This window comes from Alteromonas sp. ABH4_456, assembly GCF_056160645.1.
In genome coordinates this window covers 60,551-77,661 of sequence record NZ_JBSWXO010000008.1, presented here as the reverse complement: position 1 = coordinate 77,661, position 17,111 = coordinate 60,551, and the positions used below count along the sequence as shown (strand labels likewise).

General features: G+C 47.0%; 9 protein-coding genes. 6 read left to right on the top strand and 3 right to left on the bottom strand.

From position 1 onward, the window contains the following. Positions 1-54 precede the first annotated feature (54 nt). From ACXAG2_RS13340 to ACXAG2_RS13315, 6 genes are all read left to right on the top strand, one after another. Entirely contained in the window at positions 55-2,052 is a 1,998-nt protein-coding gene (locus ACXAG2_RS13340; RefSeq protein ID WP_474867746.1) for a methyl-accepting chemotaxis protein, read from the top strand. Between the two features lie 425 nt (positions 2,053-2,477). Beyond that, entirely contained in the window at positions 2,478-5,282 is a 2,805-nt protein-coding gene (locus tag ACXAG2_RS13335) for a TonB-dependent receptor (protein ID WP_474867744.1), read from the top strand. A gap of 302 nt (positions 5,283-5,584) precedes the next feature. Then, on the top strand, positions 5,585-6,424 hold the full coding sequence (locus ACXAG2_RS13330) for a patatin-like phospholipase family protein (RefSeq protein WP_474867905.1): 840 nt from the start codon (positions 5,585-5,587) through the stop codon (positions 6,422-6,424). A gap of 81 nt (positions 6,425-6,505) precedes the next feature. Continuing rightward, positions 6,506-7,018, top strand: coding sequence for an RNA methyltransferase (locus ACXAG2_RS13325; RefSeq protein WP_474867742.1), 513 nt, complete (start codon positions 6,506-6,508; stop codon positions 7,016-7,018). 663 nt (positions 7,019-7,681) lie between these two features. Then, complete coding sequence (locus ACXAG2_RS13320) at positions 7,682-8,515, top strand: PEP-CTERM/exosortase system-associated acyltransferase (protein ID WP_474867740.1); 834 nt, start codon at positions 7,682-7,684, stop codon at positions 8,513-8,515. A gap of 178 nt (positions 8,516-8,693) precedes the next feature. Then, positions 8,694-10,490 (top strand): alpha-amylase family protein, encoded by a 1,797-nt coding sequence (locus ACXAG2_RS13315; protein WP_474867737.1) that lies wholly within the window; start codon positions 8,694-8,696, stop codon positions 10,488-10,490. A 176-nt stretch (positions 10,491-10,666) separates the two neighbouring features. On the opposite strand, the gene ACXAG2_RS13310 is transcribed toward ACXAG2_RS13315, so the two are convergent. From ACXAG2_RS13310 to ACXAG2_RS13300, 3 genes are all read right to left on the bottom strand, one after another. Next, positions 10,667-12,196 carry a tryptophan halogenase family protein gene (locus tag ACXAG2_RS13310; RefSeq protein ID WP_474867735.1) on the bottom strand — a complete coding sequence of 510 codons (1,530 nt, stop codon included), beginning with the start codon at positions 12,194-12,196 and terminating at the stop codon, positions 10,667-10,669. Then, on the bottom strand, positions 12,196-13,683 hold the full coding sequence (locus ACXAG2_RS13305) for a tryptophan halogenase family protein (RefSeq protein WP_474867734.1): 1,488 nt from the start codon (positions 13,681-13,683) through the stop codon (positions 12,196-12,198). Before ACXAG2_RS13305 ends, ACXAG2_RS13310 begins: the two co-directional genes overlap by 1 nt. A 126-nt stretch (positions 13,684-13,809) precedes the next feature. After that, positions 13,810-16,725 carry a TonB-dependent receptor gene (locus tag ACXAG2_RS13300; RefSeq protein WP_474867730.1) on the bottom strand — a complete coding sequence of 972 codons (2,916 nt, stop codon included), beginning with the start codon at positions 16,723-16,725 and terminating at the stop codon, positions 13,810-13,812. Between the last annotated feature and the right edge of the window lie 386 nt (positions 16,726-17,111).

Below are 17,111 nucleotides of genomic sequence, written 5' to 3'. Positions count from 1 at the left end.
TGAACTATAGTTATCGCTATATCCAGCCTGTTCATGATGAATTGAGGGAAGCCTATGTTTTTTGGAAAGAAGAAAACCACCACTACTCAGGTTACATCGTCAGTACTGACCCGTTCTAAAAGTCTGCAAAGTAATCAAATTTCTGAATCATTTCTCAGAGAGCTGGCATTCGATGAAGGCACGGCGCTGATTATTGCTTTTGTCTCTCCCCACCTTGATTTTGCATCTGTAAGCAGACAGATAACCCAATCCGCCAGCTTCTGTAAACATGTCATCACAATCATGACTTCAGGTGAGTTAGGTGGCGGTACGACACTTTACCATCCTGCTCCGGCGCGGTGGGACAACATTGTTATACATAGTTTTTCTTCTGCGCTGATTAGTCAAATCAGTATTCACAGCGTTCCTCTATACAGTGATGATATTAAAAAGGGTAAGCCGGTAATGCCACCTGCTGAGCGGGTTAAACGCATCGCTTCAGAGTTAGCCAAAGTAAATGTACCTTTTGATATAGGTAGCAGGGACACCTTTGCCTTGACCTATTTTGACGGCATAACAGCCAGTGAGGATTTTTTCACTCAGGCTTTGTACAAAGTGAAGCGGTTCCCCTGTTTCTTCATAGGGGGTAGTGCAGGGGGAAAGCTGGATTTTAAACAGGCTGACATTGCCCTTAACGGAGAAATAAAATCAAATCAAGTTTTACTCACATTTTGTAAGTTATCCCGAAATTACCGTTACGGGATCATGAAAAGCCATAATTTTGTAACTACAGGTACGGGTTTTACTGTAGCTAAATTTGACCCGCTAACCCGAACCCTGCATTCAGTACTTGATAAAGATATGTCGCTGCGCACACCAGTTGATGCATTAGCACGGCATTTTAAATGTACTGCCGGAGAACTGGACAGCAAACTGACCAGTCACTCATTCGGTATTGATATCGACAAGAGTATTTATATTCGCTCAGTAGCTTCAATCAACGATGATGGCAGCATCCGTTTCTTCAGCGACATGGGGTTTGGCGAATACTTACAACTGGTTAAGGCCACAGATTTTAAACAATCTTTGCAGCGGGACTTTGATAATTTTCTGAGAGGAAAAAACGGAAAACCTGTGGCGCTGATTGCCAATGACTGTATTTTAAGGCGGTTAAACAATCCGGATAATTTAAGCGGGATTGGTACTTTTGATCAGGTGGTTGTGTCAGGTTTTTCCACATTTGGTGAATATCTGGGCTTACACCAGAATCAGACGGTAACCGCCATCGGTTTCTTCAAACATGATGAGCAACAGTCCTATTTTGATGAATATGTTACCAATTTCCCGTTTCACCTGGCCGCATTTTCAAATTATCACATGCAGGCAAAACTTATCAGTATGAGCAATATCAATATGTTGCAGAGCAAGTTAATTGAGCAGACTGAGAAATTTCATCCCTTACTCAAAGAATCAACCGGACAGTTAAAGTTTGTTGCATCTCAGGCCAGTGATTCAGCTAACCGTCAGTTAGATCTTGGAAAACAATTTGATTTCTTCATGCAACAAATTGCCCGTCAGGAGCATGAACGATCTGAATTATCTGGTGGTATGGACAGGCTCCGTGAAAGTGCAGAGAAGATTGTAAACATTATTCAGTCTATCAGCGGTATTGCTGAACAAACTAACTTGCTGGCGTTAAATGCTGCGATTGAGGCTGCACGTGCAGGTGAAGCAGGGCGTGGTTTTGCCGTTGTGGCTGACGAAGTCAGGGCGCTCAGTCAGCGTACCCAGTCGAGTCTCAAAGAAACCGGCGATACGATCAACGAAGTCTCTGCGTCTATAGACGGGATATCCTCTGCTATCGACAGTATTAACGGATTGCTACAGGAAATTGAGTCTGGATCGGTAAGTTTAAGCAGCGAATTAGCAGCCTTATCGGATTCTTCTTCCGGTGCAAGTCAACGTGCTGAGGAAGGGATCAAGCGGGCAGATGCGGCATACAGTCAGATGCAGGAAATTGAAGCCGAAACCCAACTGATAGATAAACTGAATCAACTTGCTAAATCTCAATAGAATAAATGGCCGGTGAATCGAATTTGCCGGCTGTTCCTCTTACAGGCATACCGTTTTTACATCTATTAAAACAAGTCCTCTCAGATATCACATTCGCGTCAATAAACTTAATCGATACAGTCCTCTATTTTAAAAGGTTTTGAGAGACAGCCGGTCAACCTGTTGCCTCTCCACCGGCATTACTACAATGTTAAGTTATTGTTTTAATTGTTTTATGAATACGTATGCAGATGATTGAGCAATTTTTATCTTCCCGATAGGATGCACGCGACACAAAGAATTGTCATTTAACGGTAATAAAAATAACTAATGGCGTTCTCAGGAACTGTTTCGCGGCGGGCCCCAACCAGCGTACCGGCAGCCCATTCTGGCGGTATGTTACCGCCGCGATAACAGATTGCCCGCATAACCTTAGGGAAAGATTGATGACACAATTTAAACCAAATTTAATTCAAATGGCGATGATCGCCACCGGATTATCCCTTACCTCTGTACCCGTATTCGCACAATCTGACGACACACAGGCGGAAGATAATGTAGAAGTTATCCAGGTTTCAGGGATCCGCGGAAGCCTTCAGCGTGCTCAGGCTATCAAGATGGACAGCACCTCTATCGTTGAAGCGTTGTCAGCAGAAGATATCGGTAAACTGCCTGACACCAGTATTGCAGAATCATTGTCCCGTTTGCCCGGTCTTGCGGGTGAACGTCGTAACGGACGTACCAGCGGTATTTCAGTCCGCGGTTTTAACGAGAACTATGTAGGTACATCTCTCAACGGTCGTGAATTGTTAGGTATGGGTGACAACCGTGGTGTTGAATTCGACCTTTATCCGACAGAAATCATTTCTAACATTCTGGTGTATAAAACACCTGAAGCCGGCATGACTACGCAAAACATTGGCGGTTCTATTGATTTGCAAACCGTTAAGCCGTTATCTGCAGAAAGTACTGTTACCCTCAACGGTACATTAGAAAAGAACAAAGAAGATGCTGCGAACCCTGATTTTGATAATCAGGGACACCGTTTGTCTTTTAACTTCGTTGATCAATTTCTTGATAATACGTTAGGTGTTGCGCTTACGGTTGCGACCATGGAATCTCCACGCCAGGAACAACAGTTCCGTGGCTGGGGTTATGCTGATGCGAATCCGGATAAAGCGGCCAGCGGTGTTGATGTGCCGGAAGGCACACTGGTTCTTGGCGGTCATGACTCCTTTGCCCGTTCTGCCATGATGAACCGTGATTCTGTCGCTGCTGTAATTCAATGGGCTCCGCAGGATCAATTAAATATTCAGTTCGACGCACTGTATATCGACTTCCTCGAAGATGATGCCCGTCGCGGTGTTGAAGAAGGTGGCGCAGAGTGGGGAACCGGTGACTACACGATTACTGGCGTTGAAGATGGCCTGGTGTCTTCGGGCTATTACGATGGGTTCTACAGTGTGGTACGCAATGATGTACGCCGGCAGGAAGCTGAGCTGAAAACCTTTGGTTTGAATGTCGAGTACATGCTCAATAATGACTGGAGTATCACTGCAGACATTTCAACCGGCAGTGTCGATAAAACCATTACTGACGTAGAAAGTTACTCCGGTGTGGGCCGTACCGGTACTGACGGACGTCCCATGACAGCACGTTCGTGGGAAATGACATCCACTGGCGTAATGTATTCAGATCATCCTGAAATCGCGCCTGTTGATTTAACCGACGCAAGCCTGATCACACTGGCAGGACCGCAAACATGGGGTGCTCCCATTGTTGGTGGTGACGCCCAGGATGGTTTTGTGAACCAGCCTGTATTTGAAGAGAGCCTTGATTCTTTCCGCCTTTCTACTGAAGGTTTTGTGGAGTGGGGAATTTTCTCCGGTCTGGAAGTCGGCGTGGTGTATTCTGACCGTGAAAAATCTAAGGTAAATAACGGCGCTTATCTGACTGCTCCGTCTTATCCTGGTGACGCAGCTATTCCTGAAGTACTTGGTGTTGTCTCCCTTGATTTCATAGGCATCAATGGTGTGCTGGCGTACGATTCTATTGGCTTGTATGACAGCGGATATTATATTGCTACAGACGCAAAACTGGTTGATGCCGGTCGTCTGGGTGATACATACACCGTGAATGAAAAACTCACCACATTGTACGGTAAACTGGATATTGATACCTCTGTAGACGATATCTACATACGCGGTAATGTGGGTGTTCAGGTTGTGCGTGCCGATCAAAGTTCTCTGGGCTTCAGTACTTCTGTTAATCAGGATGGTCTGGTGGAAGCTGTGCCTGTTACGGGTGGAACCGATTACACCGATGTATTGCCGACTCTGAACCTCAGCGCAGAATTTGCCGAAGGTCAATTTTTGAGAATGGGATTAAGTAAGGTTCTGACCCGTCCGCGTATGGATGATATGCGTCCGAATACTCAGGTGACTTTCTCTTATAACAACACCAATATTCTTTCCAATAATGTTGAGAACGGACCATGGGGTGGCAGCTCCGGAAACCCTGAGTTGCGTCCTTACGAAGCAAATCAGTTCGACTTGTCCTACGAGAATTATTTTGCTGATACAGGTTACGTAGCCTTGTCGTATTTCTTTAAAGACATTAAAAACTGGCATCGTGAGAACGGATTATTGTCTGACTTTACTCAGGACTACATTCCGGAAATTCACCATACCCAGGATGAAGCTGCATTAGCTCCGGTGTTGTTCGAAGGCTATAAAACCAAGCCTCAGGACGGCTTTGAAGGTCTGGTCCGCGGTTATGAGATCCAGATGAGTCTACCGGGTGATCTTATTGCTGATGCACTGTCCGGTTTTGGTGTGTTTGCCAGTGCCACATTCATGGACGGCCATGCTGACGCCGCCGGTGAGGGTGGTGAAACACGGATCCCGGGATTATCCGATGAAAACTACAGCCTGACTGTTTTCTATGAAAACAGCGGTTTCGAAGTGCGGGTTGCCGGTACCAAACGGTCTGATTATCTTACAGAAGCCCGTGGTCTGAGTCTGGCATTGTCTGATACCACCAATCAGGGTGGTACCTTCATCGACGCACAGATAGGCTATGACTTCAGTGAGTCTGGTATTGAATCGCTGGAAGGCCTGCGTGTCACATTACAGGCTCAAAACCTGACCGACGAAGACGATATTCAGACATCGGGAACTGACAGCCGTCAGGTCCTGCTGTATCAGGCCTATGGTGCTAACTACCTGTTAGGTTTCAACTACACCTTCTGATCGCTTTTTAGCCGATAACCGGTGAATAAGCCGTCTGTACGTCAGTGCAGACGGTTTTTTTAATTACAGCCATCGATTTTTCCCGTCTGCAATATTTACTCTGCCCGGATAATATTTCCCTGATATCGGGGAAACATCACAAACTGGTGCACATCCCGCTAGTGTTTTAGTCTGCAGTTTTCCTGTTAAGCTTTTGTTTTATTTGTTCATTTCATTAGACATGGAATCTCTGCACGATTGGTACAATATATGCTGGTCATACCAGATAGAGAGTGAAAGACAGGAATAAAAAAATGAGCGGGATTAAATCAGCACTGGTAGTCGAAGGCGGGGCAATGCGCGGAATCTTTGCCGCGGGTGTGCTCGACAAATTCATGGAAGAAAAACACTACGGATTTGATTTCGCCATCGGTGTTTCTGCAGGTGCAACAAATCTTTCTACCTATGTGTCCGGTGCACAGGGTCTGAGTAAGAAAATCATTACTGAGTTTGCAACGAAAGCCGAATTTTTCAGTCCCCTTCGTTTTATAAAGGGGGGGCACATGACAGATGTCCACTGGTTATGGCATCACGCGAAAACGGTTTTAGGTATACCTGTACCAGGTGAACAAAGTGCAATTCCTCTCTACGTAGGTGTGACAAATACACAAACCGGCAAATGTGAATATCACCTGGCCACACCGGACACCGTTGACACACTGATGGTAGCATCATGTGCAATACCTACAGCGTTCAGGGAACAACCGGTTATCGATGGCGTACCTTACGTAGACGGTGGAGTAGGGGATTCAATACCGGTTAAACATGCCTACGGGATGGGAGCCAGAGACATTACCGTGGTGCTGTCACAGCCTGCGGGATTTTCCAAGCCTGAAGTGAAAAACGCCTGGCTACTGACAAAGCTCTACGGTCATCAGCCTGCTTTGCTCGAAACCATGCTTCAAAGGGCGCGCATGTATAATGAGACGCTGGCCTTTCTGAATAATCCTCCTGACGATTGTAAAATCACCGTAATTGCACCGGATGCCGGGTTTTGTGTAAAACGTCTCACGATGGATAAGCGTAAATTACTACTTGGCTATGCGCAGGGAAGAAGGATGGCCAGACGGCTATTATCCTCCCGTAAAATGCTCGCAGCATAACGGTAAATATTTTTTCTTTGCCTGCTGGTTAAGCGGATTGCTTTTTGCGATACTGCCGCGGTTTTTCCAGCGGGGTACTTAATGTCATCATCAAAACTTTCATATATCGGTCTGGTTAATCCGAAAAGTCCGGTGAATGTGGCTTCAGTGCTCCGTGGCGCGGGTTGTTTTAATGCCAGCGCAGTGTATTACACTGGTGAACGGTATACCCGGGCCAGAGAGTTCTATGCGGACACCAAAGACGTTCATAAACAAATACCCGTTGAGGCTGTTCCTGATTTGCAACAGGTCATTCCCGAAGGCGCAAAGGTTGTTGTAATTGAACTGGTTGAAGGAGCAATTCCGCTACCAGAATATCAGCACCCGGCTAACGCATTTTATATATTCGGGCCCGAGGACGGTTCCGTGCCTGCCAGTCTGGTCGCGCGGGCCGATGATGTTGTTTATGTGCCAACGACAGGTTGTATGAATCTGGCTGCGACAGCGAATGTCGTGCTTTATGACCGGCTTGCAAAAAGTCGTTATCAGCATGGTGACGAGCTAATAAGAGCTTCGCGGGACCGTAATAACCAGTTACGGACTGGGAAATACTGAGGTCTAGTAAAAGGGTGTTTCCATATGGCTACACCCTGGTAGCCATATCTTTGAAAGTGTCAGAGTTTTTTACGATCTTACGCTCAGATCCGGATCTTGTGACACGGGATCTAAAAATATCTCACCTTCCACTAAATTAATTTATGCTTATGAATTTGCCTGAGATGAATGAAATTTCGGCAGGTTTTTCATAGGTTTAGATTCGCCAGTTACAATTAATAACAAATTAAATCATAGAGTTATAAAATTAGTTTTCATTTTGCGTAAAAAAACTGAAGTTTAAGTCTTACTTAAAAATGTTATTAATACTCTTTGGTAGTATTGCAGGTTCACAACTATTTTCGATGATCCTGATAAAGTGGTCTGAAACTTGTTTAAGAAAGTACGCAATGGGTTTATACAAAAAATACAAAAACCTATAAAAGTTGACGCTGTTAGTATGCATTTGAGTTGTGGCATTAATAATTATAATCCGTTATTCAACTGATCTCACAGGGTGACTCTCACACCTCACGGGTGTGGTTTGTTTGGTTAGTCACGGAAGCACCAAGTAAGACTCATTAATAGAATAAAAAATCCTCTTTCGAATCGTTGGGAGTCAGAGTGAAACGTCGCTTGTTAAACGCTTTTAAAAAAGTGCATCAAGTACCAGGTGTCAAACATATGGTAAAGCCTCTTGTCAGGCGCCAGATGAACAAAGCCATAGATGCAGCCGCCAATCACTTCTTTGAGCACTTTACCCTTGTTGTGGCAAATGAAGAAAAAGATCAGAGAGCCTGTTTTCGTACACGCCATCAGGTGTACTGCGAGGAAATGGGGTTTGAGGAAGTGCGTCAAACCAAAATGGAGTTTGACGAATTCGATGAATATGCGATCAGTTGTTATATACAGCACAAGGCCACCGGAGATTGCGCCGGTACTATCCGCGTGGTTATGCCTCAGCACAGCGGACAGGTACTGCCAATAGAGCAAAATTGCGCAGATGCCATCCGGATGGATGAGAACAGTCCGACCCGCTTGCCGCGCCACTCGGTGTGTGAAATTTCCCGCCTGGCCATTCCAAAACGCTTTCGCCGTCGCGAAACCGATACAAATCTTTCTCCGGTGACGGGTAAGTCACTCGACAAAGGTTTCAAAAGAACCAAACCCGATCGAAATTTCCCTTATCTCACACTGGCACTGTATTTCTTTGCAGCAACAATTTGTGTGCTGAGGGATGTAGAAAATGTATACGTTATGATGGAGCCGAAACTGGCCAGAAGTCTGCGTATGCTGGGCATCGAGTTCAATCAGCTTGGTCAGGTTATTGAATATCATGGTAAGCGTGCAGCGTACCGCTTATCTCCTGAAGAGTTTTTCCATCAAATCTCACCGTCGCTGCATCGTTTCTACCGAAAAATTATGAAAGAGCTGGAAGATGTTCCGAACTTTGGTTCAATCCACAAACCAGTACCTTCCACATTGACAGGAAAAGAGCAAAAAACACGCGCTGCTTAATTATGAATACGTATGTTTGTTGCTGAAAAAGACCGGGTCGTTATGCTCGGTTTTTTTATGCATGGAGTTTGCTGTCGTGTCAGCCACTTTACTTTCCTTCAGGCTTCCCGCCATACTAATATGTGTTATTACTTCCAGTTTATTTGTTGTTGCCTGTCACACAGACCCTGAGGCCCCGATGACAACAACCCGGTTAAAGCCCAACGATACAAAAAAGGATACCGCTGAAAAGCTGGTAATTTATCAGGTGTTCACCCGTTTGTTCGGTAACACCAACACGACCAACAAGCCCTGGGGAACCATCGAAGAAAACGGGTCAGGTAAATTCAGTGACTTTTCAGAAAAGGCCCTGGATGAAATCAGCGCGCTTGGCGCAAACTGGATCTGGTATACCGGTGTTCCCCATCACGCTTCAGTAACGGATTATTCTGCTTACGGCATTGCAGGGGACGATCCGGATGTAGTTAAAGGACGAGCCGGTTCGCCTTACGCAGTGCGGGATTATTACAATGTGGACCCGGATCTTGCAGATGATCCGGCGAGCCGGCTTGAGGAGTTTGAAGCACTGATCTCCCGTACTCACGCAGCCGGCCTCAAGGTCATGATTGACATTGTGCCTAACCATGTTGCCAGACAGTACTATTCAGTAGTGAGACCACAAAGCAGCTTTGGCGCCCGCGACGACACATCGGTCACCTACAGTAAAAATAATAATTTTTACTATATCCCGGGAGAACCTTTTGAGGTACCGGATTTCACCCCCGCAACAAAACCGTTAGGTGGTGCTGCACATCCTCTGGCAGACGGTCATTTTGATGAATCACCGGCCCGCTGGACAGGTAATGGTTCCCGTAATGCTAAACCTGATGTCAACGACTGGTATGAAACCGTTAAAATTAACTACGGTGTTACGCCGTCGGGTGACCATGAATTCCCTGATGTACCGGAAGAACTGCGTTTTGCGCCGGCTCGGGCTCACTATCTGTACTGGTCTGATAAAGTCGTACCGGATTCGTGGGTAAAGTTTAAAGATATCACACAGTACTGGCTGGATAAGGGCGTAGACGGGTTTCGCTATGATATGGCTGAAATGGTGCCGGTGGCGTTCTGGTCATATTTAAACAGTCACATTAAGCACACTTCTGCGGATGCGGTATTGCTTGCTGAAGTCTATCAGCCAGCGCTTTACCGTGACTATTTGCAGTTGGGTAAAATGGATTACCTGTATGACAAGGTGGATTTTTATGACTCACTTAAAGATGTTATGCAGGATAATGGCGATGTCGCAAAACTGACTGATATTCAGGAACAATACGGAGATATCCGTCAGCATCTTCTTCATTTTCTTGAAAACCATGATGAACAACGAATAGCCAGTCCTGAGTTTGCCGGAAATGCTGAGTCAGGAAAACCTGCTCTGGTTGTGTCTGCGCTTATCAGTGAGTCTCCGGTTTTGATTTACTTTGGTCAGGAAAATGGCGAAGACGGTAGTGAAGTCGCGGGATTCGGCCAGCCGTCCAGAACGTCTATTTTCGATTACATCGGGGTGCCGGCTCACCAGCGTTGGATGAACAACGGCAAATTTGATGGTGGACAATCAACCAAAGCAGAGCAGGCACTGCGCGATTATTATAAAACCGTACTGAATATTGCCGTTTCAACCCCGGCAGTGATATCCGGTAACTACCAGTCTTTACACCAGTCGTTAAAGGTAAACGGCCAGCTTTCCGACGCAAAAGTATTTGCTTTTGCGCGCTGGAACAATGATGACATTTTGATAAGTGTCAGTAATTTTTACAGTGAAAAAGAGGTGCAGGCAGAACTGGATTTGTCTGAATTGCCCGCAGATTTTTCTGACTTGAGTGAGTTAGAAGATAAGTTGACCGGGGCCAGAGTGAAATCTGAAGGTAAGGACGGCGAACCAAGCATATCCTTTAAATTATCACCGAATCAATCGGTTATATTGACCATATAAAGGTTATGCGTAACCTTTTTCTGGCCGGTACATGGCGGACTGCCTCCTCAGCCGCCATGTTTTCATGCCATCTCAGCGCATGTCGGGAAGAATGGTCACAAAGGAACAAACTGGAGTGCTGCACCACCGCCGGGCGCAAGGTTCAGTTGTAATGTGTCTCCGCCTTTCAACAGTCTTTAGTATAGTGAGCTTTTAACTGCCGGGGATCTACGTGCAACCTCTTTAAGATACGCAGTGTGATCGGGGAAATTTAACAGACAACCTTTAAAGAATGCCTCAGTATCATTGTCTTTGTAGAGATCACCCCGTCCGGGCTGCTGTTTAGCCAGCGGGGGAAAAATGCCGTATCCGGCGAGCAGGCAATGCCATGATGTAATGCCAAAGTGAGACTGAATGTTCTGCCGTTGAATTTCTGCCGGAAAATCGCCTTTCCGGTACCAGACATCCAGAAGTTGCAACAGGGATTCAGATAAAGCCATATTATTACGGTTATCCCGCCAGTATGCCGAATCGTCACGGGTATTGAGTTTGTAATGGGCGACGATGTAATCCCTTACTCTGGAAAACCTTTCAGTGACGTCTTTATTAAACTTGTCCTGTAAAGCGGGACTGAAGTTACCCTGTTCATAATCTTCCATGAAAAATTCGACGGACAGTTGCACCAGATGCAGCGCTGTGGCTTCAAGCGGTTCAATAAAACCCTGCGCCAGCCCCAGCGCCAAACAATTCTTGTGCCAGTGCTTTTCAACCTGACCAACACGCATAGACATGAAACGCACATCACCTTCATTGTCCTGCACGGAAAGATGACGGCGAAGTTCAGCCTCTGCTTTATCGTCTGAGAGATGAGCTGAAGAAAAGACATAACCGTTTCCGGTACGGCTACTCAAAGGGATAGACCACGCCCAGCCATTGCTGAGCGCCGTGGACGTTGTTTCCACCGGCAGTTGTGCCTGCGCCGGTGTCGCCAGTACCGCAGCCCTGTCGTTAAACAGGTTTTCACTGAACGGATTAAAGCGGATATCCAGTGTCTGCTGTAACAACAAAGAACGGAATCCCGTACAGTCGATGAAAAAGTCACCTTCAACCATCTCGCCGGAGTGTAATTTCAGCGACGTAATATGGCCCGAAAGACTGGTAATGACATCGTCTATTTTCCCTTCAATGTGATTTACACCCAGGCTGACGGCATGGCGTTTCAGATACCGGCCCAGTAAGGCAGAATCAAAATGGTAACCATATTCGATACGAAAAGGGAACGAGGGTGGCGTCACCGGGGCTTTACCTGCCCCGGCCAGCCACCCGTTCAGCAGAAAGTTTTCCGGGGTAACGTTCACGTCCAGACCCAGCCGGCGGTTGTGGCAATTCACATGAAAGGGGCGCTCGGTGAAAGCATCCGGTTGTGAAATGAACGGGTGACTGTAACTGGCAGGCCCGTTTTGGGGACTCCAGCCTTTAAACCGGATATTCACCTTATAAGTGGCGTTGCAGGCTGGCATCCAGTCACTTTCCGCAATGTTCAGATCGCTGAAGAAGCGTTTCAATGTAGGGGTTGAACCTTCTCCCACGCCCACGGTGGCAATATCAGCTGATTCCACCAGCGTAATGCTCACCGGCTTATCACGCCAGTGGTGCGCCATGAGGCAGGCAGCAATCCAGCCGGCGGTGCCGCCACCGGCGATAACAATACGATGAGGCGCTGACATTATTGAGTAAACCGTTTGAGAAATTCATCATGGGGAAGCATCTGTGTAAGAGGCTGCTGTTTTGCCTGTAATACTTTTCCCATGACATCGAGTAATTGGGGGACGGTTTGTGTATTGGCTGCAGGATGATGATCCCGTGGCATGATCCCCTGGCCTGCCATGACCTGAAGCCAGGAAGCATCACGGAAGATATCGTTCTGTTCGTTAAAAATGGTGGCTGTATCTTTAAACGCGTTGATTTTCTGCTCCAGTCTCGCAGGAATGGACATGGTTTGCATATCCCGCCAGAATTCAGAGTCATCACGTTCATTTACCACATAATGCAAAATGATAAAGTCGCGGATGGTTTCAAATTCTTCCTTCGATTCCGCGTTATACATGGTTTCCATCGACGGATTAATTTCCCTGTGCGGAAACATCTTCAGTAACCTCACCAGACCGCTTTGGATAAGATGAATGCTGGTCGATTCCAGAGGTTCAAGGAACCCGCTGGACAAACCGATCCCGATCACATTTTTTGACCATTGCTTTACGGTCCGGCCAGTGCGGAAACTGATTTTCCGGGGTTCATCCAGTGCCGGCGTATCCAGGTTTGTCATCAGCAACTCCCTGGCTTTGTCATCGTCCATATATTTTGAACTGTACACCAGTCCATTACCGTTACGATGGGTGAGGGGGATACGCCATTGCCAGCCCGTTGAACGGGCGATGCTGCGGGTGAACGGAGCGGTATGCTCATGCCTTTGTGACGGCACTGCCCATGCTCTGTCAGCACATAACCAATGAGACCAGTCCTCGTATTCTGTACCCAGCGTCTTTTGTAAAAGGAGGCCGCGCATGCCGGTGCAATCCAGAAATAAATCGCCGGCAATCTGCTCACCACTTTTTAACTGCAGTGCTTCCACAAAGCCCGTGGTTTCATTCTGCTTCACATGTTCAATCGTGCCTGCTGTGCGTTTTACGCCGGCTTTTTCTGCCATGCGTCTTAAGAACTGACCATACAGGGTGGCATCGAAATGATAAGCATAAGGCAATTGATACACCGGATTATCAGTCTGAATTTTATTAAATTTTCCTTCCAGACAAGCCAGGTAATTCAGATCGAAATCCCACAATGACTGTGTCAGCCCGTTTTGTGCCGCCCGTAACCAGTAGTGCTGGAAGCCGACAAAGCCCAGCGTGGCGCCCGGTGCGCCGAATGTGTGGTAATAGCTGCTGCCTTCCTGCTTCCAGTTTTCAAAGCGGATAGCCAGCTTTATGCTGGCGTGCGTTTCTTTAAGAAACGCTTTTTCATCCAGACCAAGATATTGATTAAAGGTTTGAATAGGGGGAATAGTTGCTTCACCGACACCGATGATGCCAATATCTTCTGATTCAATCAGCTCTACTTCGATGTTGTCTGCGAGGACTTTCTTAAACAGAGCGGCTGCCATCCAGCCGGCGGTGCCTCCGCCGGCAATGACTAATTTGCGCACACCTGAGGTCATTCAGTAATCCGTTGATGCTATTGATATTAAATTTACTATAAACACTTTCGTAACCGTTTTTGTAGTAAAAGCTGCTACGAAAATATTTAAAAAGAAGGGCGGCAGTAAAGCTGCCGCCCGGATTGATTAATAGAAGGAGTAGTTGAAGTTCAGCATATAAGAAGGTCCGAACTCCCGTCTCAGGGTGACGAAACCATTCGAATCGCGGGTCTCCTCTTTTTCATCGGTCAGGTTCGTACCCTGCAAAGATATACGCAATCCTTCAAGGTATTCAATACCACTGCCCTCGAAGTCATAGCTGATTTGCGCATCCACCTGGGTAACCGCATCCCGTGTCGCACCTTCAATTTTGTTTGAACCGCCGCGCTGATAGGTGAAGAATTCACCCCGGTCTGTCGCAGCAACACGCACTTCAAAGCCATTCATTTCGTAATAGGCAGTCAAAGACGTAACTCTTTCTGACTGACCGGGCACCGGTGAGTCATCTTCCAGAGTCGCATCAATGTATGTATAAGAAGCAGCGATACCAAAACCGTCCAGTACGTCACTCACCATACGCAGGGGTATCTGAGCGGTAACCTCAGCACCTTTTACGCTGCCGGTCAGACCATCTTCGAAGAATGAAAATGTACCTGTATCCGGTGGAGTGATGTAAGTGCCGGGCGCATAGACCGTGCCGTCCGGACCTACCAGCCCGTCGGCACCCACGGTTCTGTCATGGAATCCGGGAATGAAGTAATCTGCGCCATCATTGGTGGGGTCGTTGGTGAAATCTATAGTCAGGTTACCGTCACGTGTCCAGTTGACCAGGTCTTTATAGAATAACGCCACAGACACATAACCTTCATCTTCAAAGTAGTTCTCGAAAGACAGGTCATAGTTATTTGCTTCCAGAGGACGAAGACGGGGGTTACCCTGGAACTTGGACCATGGTGTGCCGTACTCGTCTACTGCCGCTTGTGTATTCGGAATTGCGATAAGGTTAATGTTCTGGTCGAATTTCACAAAGCCCGATGCTTTCATTTGATCGATACGGGCACGGCTGATGGTTTTATTGGCCGCAAAGCGAACAAACTGATTATCGCCCACTTCAACAGAAACGTTCAGGCTGGGCAGGAAGTGATTGTAATCGTCAGAAATATCCTGCTCACAATCTGCGTCGATCACGCCGTTATCATCGCCGTCACACACTTTGAAGTTTGCGCCAACGACGCCGATATAGCCAGTCGAGCGCTGATCGGTCTGAACGTACTGCGCACCGAAATTACCGGTGACAGGGAAATCACCGATTTCTGTTTCAAAATCAAATTTGGCAAACAGTGTGGTGACTTCTTCATACACTTTGTAGGTGTCGCCTAAACGGTCCGGCTCGAGCAGACCGGCATCATTTAATTCATACTCGCCGTCGTTATATGGCGCAAAACCGTCGTACGCTACTACATAGCCCATGCCAGCCCAGGTCAGATCTGCCAGACCGTTGTACAGGTATGAAGACGGAATTGATTCTGAATTCGGATAGCTTGAAGCAGTAGCAAAGAAACCTTTGTTATCTTTTGACTTATAACGGTCGCTGTATGCAACACCCACATTAATCTGGTTCACAATGCCCCAGTCAACATAACCTTCTGTTTCAAGACGAACTGTTGTCAGCTCTTCTTCAAAATCTGCATAGTTCAGGAAGCCATCCTGCGCGTTGATGAAGGTATATGGTGTGCCGTCTGCACGAAGGACGTCAGTATCGAACTGATCGGCAAGCGCCGCCATACCGCCACCCCATTGCTGCGGGCCGGTAAGTTGTAACAGGTTAGGATCAGAGAATGCATCCAGGCCGGTTGAGCCGGTAAAGTAAATCCCGTCAGGTCCCATCACAAAATCACGGGTACGCTGATCGCCGGCAGCAATTTCAGCTCCGCTACGGGCAAGACCGGCGTAAGATTCACCGCGCAGGTCACGCTTACTGGAGCTGCTGTCAGCAACATCCAGTTTCACCGACCATTCATCATTCAGTTGATAATCAATGTTCAGGCCCACCGTCGTCAGTTCACCGTCTTTCTGTGCAGGGTCAGTACGCAAAACCGGATTCGCGTTTGTCTGGGTACCTGTAGAATTTGCACCACTGCCATTTAAAGAGCTGGCATCCAATTCGAATGGTTCGATGAAACCGCGGATCACACCGGAATCAGAGTAATCGATGCTAAGTACGTCTACCACAATGTCCAGATTGTCTGTGGGGCGCCACTGGAAGATTGCAGAAACGGTATCACGTTCCAGCACGCGGCTGATTGCCTGACTGTCAAGACCGAAGGGCAGGGAAGCACCGTTGTTATCACCGTAACCCCACACTCCGTATTTTCTCTCGTTACGGGGAGACTCTGTGGTGGCCAGCGCGACAGCAATACCGACCGTGTCATCGGCGAATTTTTCTACAAAAGACAAGGCATAGCGTTTGCCCGTATTGTCGAATTCAGGGTTATCAGAGTCATTGCCACCCATTTCATACACACCGGTGAAGGTGAGTGTTTCCTGTGCAGCCAGCGGTCTGACTGTTTGCAGGTCAACAGTACCACCAATACCCTGGACCAGAAGGGATGCATCGGTGGTTTTATAAATCGTGGCACCGGTCATAATTTCTGAAGGATACAAATCATATTCAACACCACGGTTGTCACCGATGCCGATAAGCTCACGGCCGTTTAATGATGTACCGACAAAGTCTTCTTTGAAACCACGGACTGAAATACCTGATGTACGGCCACCTACACGTTCACCGGCCATACCGGGTAATCTTGCCAGCGATTCTGCAATGGATGAATCAGGCAGCTTACCAATGTCTTCAGCAGAAATAGCTTCCACAATAGACGAGTTGTCCATTTTAATGGCCTGCGCCCGCATCAGAGAGCCGCGAATACCTTTTACCGCGATAACCTCAACATCCTTAGCTTCTTCATTATCTGTTTGTTGTGCCTGGATGACACCGGGGAAAAGTGCAGAGCTGACTGCCAGGGTCAGTAGTGCAGGTTTAAATAACTGTTTTTTGGTCATTTTTGTGTGCCCTTTCTCATTAACATGAATGTGCGCTTATGCAACATTAAATTAACAATAGTTTGGTTTTTACAGAACATCAAGTGAAAAACACAAAAGCACTTAATCAATTAAGATTGGTGAGGCTTAACAAAATTCTGTTATCCGGTCCGGAATGTAAAACCCGCTTAATTGATTCAGCGAAGCGCCGGATGCTGAAATCTCAACAATGCCGCCGCCTGCAACGACAATGCAGCGTTCTGATATTCTGAAAGGTAACCGCGCTTTCAAAAGCATAGACGCTTTTAGTGAAATGCGCTGAATACGTATGCAGAACATTGGCGCAGTCCGGGCATCCGGTTACTATCCCAAAAAGTTTAACGAAACATTAACAGCGCTTGTTAAAA